Origin of the sequence: Plantibacter sp. H53 (assembly GCF_001650455.1) — a bacterium.
In the GTDB taxonomy this organism is placed as follows: domain Bacteria; phylum Actinomycetota; class Actinomycetes; order Actinomycetales; family Microbacteriaceae; genus Plantibacter; species Plantibacter flavus_A.
Window position 1 is genome coordinate 60,519 of the sequence record NZ_LWCT01000014.1, and the last position, 10,965, is coordinate 71,483.

Annotated in this window: 10 protein-coding genes; 8 read left to right on the forward strand and 2 right to left on the reverse strand. The window is 68.4% G+C overall.

The window, feature by feature from the left end:
• Nucleotides 1-64 precede the first annotated feature (64 nt).
• Nucleotides 65-808: a dienelactone hydrolase family protein gene (locus A4X17_RS09475; protein WP_064295423.1), complete on the forward strand. Its 744-nt coding sequence runs from the start codon at nucleotides 65-67 to the stop codon at nucleotides 806-808.
• Between the two features lie 95 nt (nucleotides 809-903).
• On the opposite strand, the gene A4X17_RS09480 is transcribed toward A4X17_RS09475, so the two are convergent.
• Entirely contained in the window at nucleotides 904-2,295 is a 1,392-nt protein-coding gene (locus tag A4X17_RS09480) for a glycine--tRNA ligase (protein ID WP_064295424.1), read from the reverse strand.
• A gap of 184 nt (nucleotides 2,296-2,479) precedes the next feature.
• On the opposite strand from A4X17_RS09480, the gene A4X17_RS09485 reads away from it, so the two are divergent.
• Together A4X17_RS09485 and A4X17_RS09490 are read left to right on the forward strand one after the other, a co-directional pair.
• Complete coding sequence (locus tag A4X17_RS09485) at nucleotides 2,480-3,784, forward strand: esterase family protein (RefSeq protein WP_064295425.1); 1,305 nt, start codon at nucleotides 2,480-2,482, stop codon at nucleotides 3,782-3,784.
• A 93-nt stretch (nucleotides 3,785-3,877) separates the two neighbouring features.
• Nucleotides 3,878-4,312, forward strand: coding sequence for a hypothetical protein (locus tag A4X17_RS09490; protein ID WP_064295426.1), 435 nt, complete (start codon nucleotides 3,878-3,880; stop codon nucleotides 4,310-4,312).
• 36 nt (nucleotides 4,313-4,348) lie between these two features.
• On the opposite strand, the gene A4X17_RS09495 is transcribed toward A4X17_RS09490, so the two are convergent.
• A complete protein-coding gene (locus A4X17_RS09495) occupies nucleotides 4,349-5,362 on the reverse strand; it encodes a LacI family DNA-binding transcriptional regulator (RefSeq protein WP_231884346.1) in 1,014 nt (337 codons plus the stop codon).
• 183 nt (nucleotides 5,363-5,545) lie between these two features.
• Between A4X17_RS09495 and A4X17_RS09500 the strand changes: the two genes are divergently transcribed.
• The 5 genes from A4X17_RS09500 (at nucleotide 5,546) to A4X17_RS09520 (ending at nucleotide 10,878) form a co-directional block, all read left to right on the forward strand.
• The gene (locus tag A4X17_RS09500) at nucleotides 5,546-6,775 is read left to right on the forward strand and encodes a Gfo/Idh/MocA family protein (protein ID WP_064295428.1); all 1,230 of its coding nucleotides are present in this window, start codon (nucleotides 5,546-5,548) and stop codon (nucleotides 6,773-6,775) included.
• A gap of 104 nt (nucleotides 6,776-6,879) precedes the next feature.
• Entirely contained in the window at nucleotides 6,880-8,139 is a 1,260-nt protein-coding gene (locus A4X17_RS09505; protein ID WP_082916064.1) for an ABC transporter substrate-binding protein, read from the forward strand.
• A 5-nt stretch (nucleotides 8,140-8,144) separates the two neighbouring features.
• Complete coding sequence (locus A4X17_RS09510) at nucleotides 8,145-9,143, forward strand: carbohydrate ABC transporter permease (protein ID WP_082916065.1); 999 nt, start codon at nucleotides 8,145-8,147, stop codon at nucleotides 9,141-9,143.
• Between the two features lie 14 nt (nucleotides 9,144-9,157).
• The gene (locus tag A4X17_RS09515) at nucleotides 9,158-10,039 is read left to right on the forward strand and encodes a carbohydrate ABC transporter permease (protein WP_082916066.1); all 882 of its coding nucleotides are present in this window, start codon (nucleotides 9,158-9,160) and stop codon (nucleotides 10,037-10,039) included.
• Between the two features lie 59 nt (nucleotides 10,040-10,098).
• A complete protein-coding gene (locus A4X17_RS09520) occupies nucleotides 10,099-10,878 on the forward strand; it encodes a ThuA domain-containing protein (protein WP_064295429.1) in 780 nt (259 codons plus the stop codon).
• Nucleotides 10,879-10,965: the final 87 nt, after the last annotated feature.

The window sequence follows — 10,965 nt, forward strand, 5'->3', positions numbered from 1 at the left end:
TGGATAACTCGCGAGGCAGCGCAACCCCCAGCCGGAGCGGAGGGTCGGCTGGAACACTGGCGATATGACGACCATCACGCTGACCAAGGGCCTCACCGCCTACCGCGCCGACCCGCCGAAGGGCGTCGAACTCCGCGGCGGGCTCGTGCTCATCCACGAGATCTGGGGCCTCGTCCCGCACATCACCGACGTCGCCGACCGCTTCGCCGCGGAGGGGTACCTCGTCATCGCGCCCGACATCCTGAGTGGTGCCGGCGTCACGCCCGAGATCGGTGCGGAGCTGGAGAGCCTCGTCTTCAACAGCGACGAGGCGACGAGGACCGCGGCACAGCCGAAGCTGCGCGAGAAGCTCTCGGCCTCGAAGTCGCCCGAGTACGCCGAGGAGGCGCTCGGGTATCTGGGGAAGGCCGTCGACGCCCTGTTCGACCAGGATGGGATCGACGGCCGCGTCGCCGTCGTCGGCTTCTGCTTCGGCGGCGGCTACAGCTTCGCGCTCGCCGCGGCCGACCGCCGCATCCGCGCCGCCGTCCCGTTCTACGGCTACCCGCCCGAGCCCGAGGCCGTGACGAGCATCGCCTGCCCCGTCCTCGCGTTCTACGGTGACCAGGACGAGGGCCTCATGAAGAGCCTGCCCGAGCTGACCACGACGATGGAGGACGCGCGGGTCGAGTTCACCGCGACCGTCTACCCCGAGGCCGGTCACGCCTTCTTCAACGACACCAACACGATCACCTACCGTGAGGACGCGGCCGCCGACGCCTGGGTGAAGACGCTCGCGTTCCTCGACACCTCACTCGGCAACGCCTAACCCGAGCGATCCGCATCCGTTCGCCCATTCTCGGGCGAAGAAACGCCCGCTCGCCCATACATGGGCGAGCGGGCGTTCAGGTGTGCGGCGGAGGCCTACGCGCCCTTGAGGCGGGTGGCGAGGTAGGCGTACAGCTCGTCGATGGCGACACGCTCCTGCTGCATGCTGTCGCGGTCGCGGACCGTCACGGCGTTGTCCTCAAGCGAGTCGAAGTCGACGGTCACGCAGTACGGGGTGCCGATCTCGTCCTGACGACGGTAGCGGCGGCCGATCGCACCCGAGTCGTCGAAGTCGATGTTCCACGAGCCGCGCAGCTCGTCGCCGATCTGGCGGGCGAGCGGCGACAGCGCCTCGTTGCGGGACAGCGGCAGCACGGCGACCTTGACGGGCGCGAGACGCGGGTCGAGGTGCAGCACGGTGCGCTTCTCGATCTTGCCCTTGGCGTTCGGCGGCAGCTCCTGCTCCTCGTACGCGTCGACGAGGAAGGCCATGAGCGCACGGGTCAGACCGAAGGACGGCTCGATGACGTACGGCATGTACCGCTCGTTCTTGGCCTGGTCGAAGTAGCTGAGGTCCTTGCCGGACTGCTCGGCGTGCACCTTGAGGTCGTAGTCGGTGCGGTTCGCGACACCCATGAGCTCGCCCCACTCGCTGCCGGCGAAGCCGAACTTGTACTCGATGTCGACGGTGCGCTTCGAGTAGTGCGCCAGCTTCTCCTGCGGGTGCTCGAACCAACGGATGTTGTCGGGCGTCATGCCGAGGTCGATGAACCAGGCCCAGCAGAGGTCCATCCAGGTCTGCTGCCACTCGTCGTCCGTGCCGGGCTCGACGAAGAACTCGATCTCCATCTGCTCGAACTCGCGAGTGCGGAAGATGAAGTTGCCGGGCGTGATCTCGTTGCGGAAGGCCTTGCCGATCTGGCCGATGCCGAACGGCGGCTTCTTGCGGGCCGTCTGCAGCACGTTCGCGAAGTTCGTGAAGATGCCCTGCGCGGTCTCGGGACGCAGGTAGTGGAGACCAGACTCGTCGTCGACGACACCGAGGAAGGTCTTCAGGAGGCCGGACATCTGACGGATCTCGGTCCACTGGCCGACCTTCGAGGGGTGCTCGGGGTCGGGGATGTCGGCGAGGCCGTTCTCCGGCGGGTGGCCGTGCTCGGCCTCGTACGCCTCGAACAGGTGGTCGGCCCGGTACCGCTTGTGGGTGATGAGCGATTCGGTCAGCGGGTCGCTGAAGACCTTGACGTGACCGGACGCCTCCCAGACCGGGGTGGGCAGGATGACGGCGGAGTCGAGACCGACCATGTCGCCGCGGCCACGCACGAACGCGTTCCACCACTGGCGCTTGATGTTCTCCTTGAGCTCGACGCCCAGTGGCCCGTAATCCCACGCAGACCGCGTACCGCCGTAGATGTCTCCCGAGGGGAAGACGAAGCCGCGGTGCTGGGCCAGGGTGATGACGGACTCGAGATGGGACTGCTCTGCCATGGGTGTGGATCCTCCGTGCCGCTTGCCACGCGGCGGTACCTTCCGGTGCTGACGCCTGGCTGGCGCCCGCTCCCGGAACCCCTCAATCCTATGGGCGAGCCCGTGAGGACGCCCAACGACCCTTGTCCGGCACCGGATGGCCGCTTAGCCTGACAACCATCGCGGTACGCAGGATGGAGCACCGATGGACTGGCTGTGGAACCTCGACGTCATCGACGGTCCCCTCGTCTGGGTGCTCGACGGGCTCAGCATCGCCGGCCTGCTGTACCTCGTCATCCGTCGGTCCGGGCTGCTGTGGTACCTGAGCGCCGCCATCGCCCTCCTGGCGGGCGCGCTCCTCGCCCTGGGGACGGTCTGGCTGGTCTTCGACGTGCTCAACCTCTTCGGCGGGCCGTTGATCCGCTCCGCGGAGCCCTGGTTGATCGGCGTCTTCGCCGGCATCGCGCTCGCCGTCCTCACGATCTGCTGGCGCGTCTCGTGGAAGCGGCGCGTCATCGCCGTCGCGTGCATCCTCGTCTTCGGCGCGACCGCGGCGCTGGGCGTCAACGGCGCGTACGGCGTCCAGACCACCCTCGGGTCGATGTTCCACGTCCAGAACCGCAAGCCGATCACCCTCGTGACGCCGACGAGCACGCCCACCGGCGATCCGGCCCGTCCACTGTACGAGACGTGGAAGCCGCCGGCCGACCTGCCGAAGACGGGCAGGTTCGGCCCGCTCCCCACAGGCGACCGGATCCCGAACACGAACTCCGGGTTCGACGCACGCCCGGCGCAGATCTACTACCCACCCGCCGCGCTCGTGAAGGATCCCCCGGCGCTCCCGTTCGTCCTCATGATGATGGGACAACCGGGCGACCCCGACGCGAAGTGGATCGGCGAGGCGCTCGACGCGATCGCCGCCGGCCACCAGGGGCTCGCTCCCATCGCGCTCGTCGTGGATCAGCTCGGCGACCCTTCCGCGGATCCGCTGTGCATCGACGGGCGGTACGGGAAGGTGGAGACGTACGTCACGCAGGACGTGCTCCCCTGGGCGAAGGCGAACCTGCACATCCTCCAATCGCCGAAGGATTGGACGGTGGCCGGATACTCGGCCGGCGGCAGCTGTGCGATCTACTACGGAGCCAAGTACCCGCAGACCTTCGGCAACGTCGTCAGTGTCTCGGGTGAGGAGTATCCCGGAGCCGGGCTCCCGGCGGAAAACCTGCGCGTGATGTTCAACGGCGACCAGAACGCGTACGACGCGATCAAACCGTCGACCATCATGGCGAAGACGAACTACGCCGACACGGAGGCGTTCTTCTCCGCTGGGACGGCGGACGCGGTCTACACCGACATGATGCGGCGCGCCGCAGCCACCGCGACGTCGGCCGGCTGGAAGGTCCAGACCTTCGCGATACCGGGCGGCGACCACGGCGCCAGCTCGCTCACGGGCGGGCTGGACCAGACGCTCCGTGCGCTCTACCCGCGGATCGGCCTCCAACGACCATGACGGCGGCGGGGCTCCACGACCCGGCCTCCACTCCACCGTGGGCTGTGGAGAACTCCGGCGGCGATCTGAACCGATTGGTTATGGTCGATGCCCATGACCAGCCAGCTCCCGCCGATGCCACAGCCCCTCCTCGTCCAGATCGGGAACATCAGGGTCACTGAGGACGTGATCATGACACCCGCCGGCACGTGGCCGCTCGCGGACGTCAACGTGACGTCGAGCGATCAGACCTCGACGACCACCCACACCCCGGCGTGGGCCATCGTGCTGGTCATCGTGTTGATCTGGTTCTTCTTCCTCAGCCTGCTGTTCCTCTTCGCGAAGGAGAGGCGTGTCTCGGGGTTCGTCTCCGTGAACGTCCAGGCCGGCCCGTACACCTACACCGAGCAGGTCCCGATCTCGACCGACTTCGCCCGACACGACACCATGAACCGCGTCGGCTACACCCAATCACTGATCGGGCAGGCAAGGCACCGGGCGATCGCGAACCGAGCGGCGGAGTCCTCCCGGCACCCTGAGGTGCGGTGACCGGTCGGTCGAAGGCCACGCACGCGACGAGTTGGCTCAACCGGGCGGCGGTGCGAGAGACGCGCCCTCGAGGAAGGCACCCATGACGAGTTCGTGGCGCAACTCGCCGAGAGTGCCGTCGAGACGGCCGACGAGGGTCTCGACGCCCATCCGGCCGAGCTGGGCGGCGGGCGAGACCAGGACGGCGAGTTCGGGGTCCGCGGTCTCCGACACCTCCGTGGTCGAGCCGATGAGGACGACCGACAGGTCACGCGGAACCGAGACGCCGAGCCGGCCGAGTTCGCTCACGAATCCGACGGCAGCCCGATCGTTGAGGACGAGTAGTGCGGTGGCCTCGGGCGCCTCCTCGAGCAGCGTCGTGGCGAACGCACGACCTCCCGCGGGGTTCGGTGGGCACCGCAGCGTCCGGCCACGGAGTCCACGGGCGGCGCAGACGGCGTGGAACGTCTCCCGGACACGGACCACCGGCCCGTACCCGTCGAGGTCCTCGCGCTCCGGTTCCTCCAGGAGCACGAGGTCGCGGTGGCCGAGCGCCTGCAACCGATCTATCGACTGCTCGACCATGCCCTCGAAGTCGACGTCCACGTAGTCGAGGCCTGATGGGTCACGCGTGCGGCCGATGAGTGTGAGCGGGGTCTTCGCCGCGAGGAGCTGGTCGACGCGTCGGTCGTCGAGACGCACCTCCATGAGGATGACGCCGTCGATGAGGCCATCAGAGGTGAGGTCACGGAGCGCGTCCGGATCGTCCGGTTCCGGCCAGAGGACGACGGTGTAGCCGAGTTCGGCAGCGGCCTCCGCAGCCCCCGTGAAGAAGCGGGCCGCCGTATCCGACAACCGATGCTGCAGCACCGGGAACAGCAGTGCGATAATGCGGGTCCGACGGCTCGCGAGCGCGCGGGCGACCGCGTTCCGGCGGAAGTCCAGCTCGACCATCGCCGACTCCACCCGCAGTCGGGTGGCCGGGGACACCGGCTTCGAATCGTTGACGACGAACGACACCGTGGCGACCGAGACCCCTGCGAGTCGCGCGACGTCACGCATCGTTGCCATGGATCCCCGTTCAGGTGCGGTGCTGTCCGGTCAGTCTCTCACGGATCACGATTCGGTAAACCGGTTAAATTGCTCCTTGACGAGTCCGACGACGCGGTGCATGCTGATTCCCGAAGCGCGTAGTAAACCGGTTAACTTTCTGGTCTGCGCGATCCGACCTCGACCGGCGAAGGAGCCGTGCTGATGCCTGTACCGACCACCGACGACCACCGGACCGAGCAGCCACTGCGCGTCGCGATCGTCGGGTACAGCTTCATGGGCACGATCCACGCGCAGGCCTGGACCACCGCTCCCCGCTTCTTCGACCTCGGCCGCGGAGTCGACCTCGTCGCCGCCTGCGGTCGCGACGCCGACGCCGCCCGCGCGTTCGCCGACCGGTTCGGGATCGCCGACGTCGAGACCGACTGGCGAGCGCTCCTCACCCGAGGCGACGTCGACGTGATCGACATCTGTACCCCGGGCCACCTCCACGCCGAGATCGCGATCGCCGCACTCGACGCCGGCATCCACGTCCTGTGCGAGAAGCCGCTCGCGAACACGATGGAGGAGGCCGAGCGGATGAACGCCGCGGCCGAACGGGCGGCGGCGCGCGGCGTGCACGCGATGGTCGGCTTCAGCTACCGGCGCACCCCCGCGCTCGCCTATGCGCGACGGCTCGTCACCGACGGTCGCCTCGGGACGATCCGCCACATCCGTGCTCAGTACCTGCAGGACTGGATCGCGGATCCCACCTTCCCGCTCGTCTGGCGACTCGACGCCGACCAGGCTGGCTCCGGTGCGCTCGGTGACCTCGGCGCCCACATCATCGATCTCGCACGGTTCGTCACCGGGCAGGAGCTGACCGGCGTGAGCGCCCTGACCTCGACCTTCGTCACCGAGCGGCCGCTCCCCACCTCGTCGAGCGGCCTCAGCGCCACCGCGGGCGACGACCCAGAGGATGGCGAGGCCACGGAGCCGCTCACCGGGCGGGTGACCGTCGACGACGCGGTCGTGTTCATCGCCCGGACCGACGGCGGCGCCCTGGCGACCTTCGAGGCCACCCGCTTCGCCACCGGTCGCAAGAACGCGATGCGGCTCGAGGTCGACGGTTCCGATGGATCGCTCGTCTTCGACTTCGAGCGCATGAACGAGCTGCAGTTCCACGACCACACCCTCCCGGCCGAGGAGGCGGGCTTCCGGCGCATCCTCGTCACCGAACCCGGTCACCCGTATGCGGACGCCTGGTGGCCGGCCGGCCACGGCCTCGGCTACGAGCACACCTTCGTCCACGAGGTCGCCGACCTCGCCCGCGACCTCGCCGCCGGCCGGGCGCTCGAACCGGGCTTCGCCGACGGCCTCCGGGTGCAGCGCGTGCTCGCCGCGGTCTCGGCGAGCGCCGACGCAGGTGCCACCTGGATCCCACTCGACCACTGACCGAACCACCCACCGCACCACGATCACCACCGCATCACGATCACCACCGCATCACGATCACCACCGCATCACGATCACCACTCACCAGGCAAAGGAGCCATGACATGAGATCCACGACCACCCGCGACACCCGGCCACGCATCATCCGTCGGCCGCACGTGCTCGGATCGCTCGCGATCCTCGCGATCACCCCGTTCGCCCTCACCGCGTGCAGCGGTGGCGGTGGCGCGGCGGCTGGAGGCGACGCCGGCACCCTCACGATCCTCGACTACTACAACAACGAACCCGACAAGACCCTCGTGGGCGACGCCCTCGACCGGTGCGCGGACGACGTCGGCGTGAAGATCAAGCGCGAAACCGTCCCCGGCAAGGACCTCATCCAGAAGGTGCTCCAGCAGTCGTCGTCCAAGACGCTGCCCGACGTCCTCATGCTCGACAACCCGGACGTCCAGGAGATCGCCGCGACCGGCGGACTCTCGCCACTCAGCGACTACGGCGTCGACACCTCGGGCTTCGCGAAGGGCATCCTCGACGCGGCGAGCTACGAGGGCGAGGTCTACGGCCTGGCGCCGACGGTCAACACCCTCGGCCTCTTCTACAACGAGGACCTCCTCGCGGCGAAGGGCATCACCCCGCCGACCACGTGGGACGAACTCAAGACGGCCGCGGCGGCACTGACCGAGGGCGACACCTACGGGCTGGCCTTCAGCTCCATCGCCACCTACGAGGGCAGCTGGCAGTTCCTGCCGTTCATGTGGACCAACGGCGGCGACGAGGCCGACCTCACGACGCCCGCCGTCGCCGAGGCGCTCCAGCTGCAGGTCGACCTCGTGAACTCGGGGTCGGCGTCGAAGAGCGTCATCAACTGGTCACAGGCCGACGTGAACGACCAGTTCATGGCCGGTAAGGCCGCGATGATGATCAACGGTCCGTGGCAGATCCCGGCCCTCAGCGCCGACACGAACCTCAAGTACGGCAGCGTGCAGGTTCCGGTCAACAAGGCCGGCCAGACGCCCGTCGCCCCGCTCGGCGGCGAGGTGTGGACCGTCCCCGTGACCGGCGACAAGGACAAGCAGGCGAAGGCGGCGAAGTTCGTCGAGTGCATCTCGAGCGACGAGAACCAGCTGGCCCTCGCGGAGGCCCGCTTCACCGTCCCGACGAAGACGGCCCTGGCCGAGCAGTACGTCGCGAAGGTCCCCGAGATGGCCGCGTTCACCGAGCAGGTCGCCAACGCCCGCTCGCGCACCGGCGAGCTCGGCGAGGAGTGGCCCGAGGCCGCGACCGAGATCTACACCGCCATCCAGCTCGCCCTGACCGGGCAGGCGACGCCTGAAGAGGCGTTCAAGCAGGCGGCCGCGGGCTGATCCCGATGAGCAGTGGCATCGCCGGAGCATCGCTCCAGGCCCGGAAGACCGGCCAGCGGTCCAGCGGCACCGACGGGGGCGCGCCGACCAAGCGCACCCCCGCCGGGGCCGGCCGCCGGAGCCGACGCTTCCGCCGGGAAGACCTGATCAAGCTCGGCTTCGTCCTCCCCGCAGCGCTCTACATCGTCCTCTTCTTCGGCTATCCGGTCGTCAAGAACGTCACGATGAGCTTCCAGGAGTACACGACGAAGACGTTCTTCACGGGCGAGGCGCCGTGGGTCGGGTTCGCGAACTACGTGACCGTGTTCAGTTCCCAACTGTTCACACCGGCGCTGCTCAACACGGCGTTGTTCACGGTGGGGTCGATCGCCGGGCAGTTCGTGATCGGGCTCGCGCTCGCCGTGTTCTTCAAGCGTCGCTTCCCCCTGAGCTCGTTCCTCCGCGCGATGCTGCTGCTCCCCTGGCTCCTCCCCCTGATCGTGTCGAGCGCCACCTGGCGGTCGATCCTCGACCAGGACAGCGGCGTCCTGAACGCAGCCCTCGGCTCCATCGGCCTGTCGGGCGTCCCCTGGCTGACGAGCCCGTCGGTGGCCCTGTTCGCGGTCGTCCTCGTCAACATCTGGATCGGCATCCCGTTCAACGTCACGATCCTCTACGGCGGCCTCCAGGACATCCCCGACGAGCTCTACGAGGCGGGAGCGCTCGACGGCGCGACCGGCTGGAAGGCGTTCCGCCACATCACCTGGCCGAACCTCCGCCCCGTGGTCAGCGTCGTGCTCGTGCTCGGCGTCGTCTACACGATCAAGGTGCTCGACATCATCCTCGGCCTCACGAACGGCGGGCCAGCGAACGCCACCCAGACCCTCGCGGTGCGGTCGTATCAGGAGTCGTTCGTGAACTTCGAGTTCGGTGTCGGTGCGGCCTTCAGCAACATCCTCATCGTCATCTCGCTCCTCTTCGCCATCGTCTACCTGCGCGTGAACCGACGCGCGGTCGACGAGTAAGGACACGGACCCTCATGACCACGACCAGCATCGTGACCGGCGGCCGGCAGACGCGCCGCTTCGCCCCGGTCGGCCCGCGTCGCCACCGCGGCGACCGGCGCCACCTCGGTTACACCGTCCTCGGCATCCTCATCCTCGCGATCATGCTCTTCCCCGTCTACTGGATGGTGAACGCGTCCCTGCAGCCCTCCGGCAACACGCTCACCGGGGACTTCTTCCCGGTCAACCCGAGCTTCGCCGGGTACGAGAAGGCGATCGCCGACCAGGGCGGGCACCTCGTCACGAGCCTCGTCATCTCGCTCGGAACCGTCGTCCTCAGCCTCGCGATCGCGGCCCCGGCGGCCTACGCCCTCGCGCAGTTCCGGTTCCGGTGGATCAGCATTGCCCTCCTCGTGATCCTGATCGCCCAGATGATCCCGGGCATCGTGATCGCGAACGCCCTCTACTCGGCGTACAACGACCTCGGCCTGCTCAACTCGATCCCCGGGCTGATCCTCGCCGACGCCTCGCACGCCATCCCGTTCGCGATCCTCATCCTGCGGGCGTCGATGCAGACCATCCCGCCGTCGATCGTGGAGGCGGCGCGGGTCGACGGCGCCGGGCACGTGCGGGCCTTCGTCTCGATCGTCCTCCCGGTGAGCCGCAACGTGCTCATCACCGCCGGTCTGTTCGCCTTCCTCTTCTCCTGGAGCGACTTCCTGTTCGCCCTGACGCTGACGACGACGGAGGACGTCCGGCCAGTGACGCTCGGCATCTACCAGTACCTCGGCTCGCAGGTCTCGAACTGGAGCGCGGTGATGGCGACCGCCGTCCTCTCGTCCCTGCCCGCGATCCTGCTGCTCGTCATCGCCCAGCGGTTCATCGCAGCGGGCGCCACGGGCGGTGCCGTGAAATGACCGACGACCACTCCGACACCCTCTCCGACCACGCAACGCATCCTCGAAGGAGCACCACCATGTCCGACAGCAGCACCCCCATCCGCGTCCTCGTCTGGGGCGAGAACCGCCACGAGCAGATCGAGGAGAAGGTCCGCGCCATCTACCCGGACGGCATGCACACGACCATCAAGGAGGGCATCGAAGAGCACCTCGGCGCCGACGCCGTGGTCACCACGACCACGCTCGACGAACCGGAGCACGGGCTCACCGAGGAGGTGCTCGCCGCGACCGACGTGCTCGTCTGGTGGGGCCACGCGGCTCACGGCGAGGTCGCCGACGAGGTCGTCGAGCGCGTGCACCAGCACGTGCTCGCCGGTATGGGTCTGCTCGTGCTGCACTCCGGCCACTGGTCGAAGATCTTCGGCAAGCTCATGGGCACCTCGTGCACGCTCCGGTGGCGGTCGGAGGAGGACCGCGAGATCGTCTGGACCGTCGACCCCACCCACCCGATCGCCCAGGGGATCCCGCACCCGTTCATCATCCCGGCGCAGGAGATGTACGGCGAGTTCTTCGACGTCCCCGCGCCCGACGAGCTCGTCTTCCTCTCGACCTTCACCGGTGGCGAGGTCTTCCGTTCCGGCATGACCTACAAGCGCGGCTTCGGCAAGATCTTCTTCTTCTCCCCCGGCGACCAGGACTACCCCGTCTACCACCACGAGCACGTCCGTCGCGTCCTCGCGAACGGCGTCCGGTGGGCGCAGACGCTGCGTCCGGAACGCGCGGTGCCGGTCCTCCTGCGGTACGAGACCGAGGACTTCTACAACGGCCGCGGATACGAAGGGGCGCTCGCGCGATGAGTGCTCCTGTCGACGGTGGCTTCGCGACGCTCGCGGACGCCATCAGGCCGGTCCGGCTCGTGCTCGTCGGTGCGGGCGGGATGGGAC

Bases quoted from the DNA above. Each gene is read 5' to 3' on its own strand.
- A4X17_RS09475 (WP_064295423.1), top strand. From the start codon at position 65: ATGACGACCATCACGCTGACCAAGGGCCTCACCGCCTACCGCGCCGAC.
- A4X17_RS09510 (WP_082916065.1), top strand. From the start codon at position 8,145: ATGAGCAGTGGCATCGCCGGAGCATCGCTCCAGGCCCGGAAGACCGGC.
- A4X17_RS09495 (WP_231884346.1), bottom strand. From the start codon at position 5,362: ATGGCAACGATGCGTGACGTCGCGCGACTCGCAGGGGTCTCGGTCGCC.
- A4X17_RS09500 (WP_064295428.1), top strand. From the start codon at position 5,546: ATGCCTGTACCGACCACCGACGACCACCGGACCGAGCAGCCACTGCGC.
- A4X17_RS09505 (WP_082916064.1), top strand. From the start codon at position 6,880: ATGAGATCCACGACCACCCGCGACACCCGGCCACGCATCATCCGTCGG.
- A4X17_RS09480 (WP_064295424.1), bottom strand. From the start codon at position 2,295: ATGGCAGAGCAGTCCCATCTCGAGTCCGTCATCACCCTGGCCCAGCAC.
- A4X17_RS09490 (WP_064295426.1), top strand. From the start codon at position 3,878: ATGACCAGCCAGCTCCCGCCGATGCCACAGCCCCTCCTCGTCCAGATC.
- A4X17_RS09520 (WP_064295429.1), top strand. From the start codon at position 10,099: ATGTCCGACAGCAGCACCCCCATCCGCGTCCTCGTCTGGGGCGAGAAC.
- A4X17_RS09485 (WP_064295425.1), top strand. From the start codon at position 2,480: ATGGACTGGCTGTGGAACCTCGACGTCATCGACGGTCCCCTCGTCTGG.
- A4X17_RS09515 (WP_082916066.1), top strand. From the start codon at position 9,158: ATGACCACGACCAGCATCGTGACCGGCGGCCGGCAGACGCGCCGCTTC.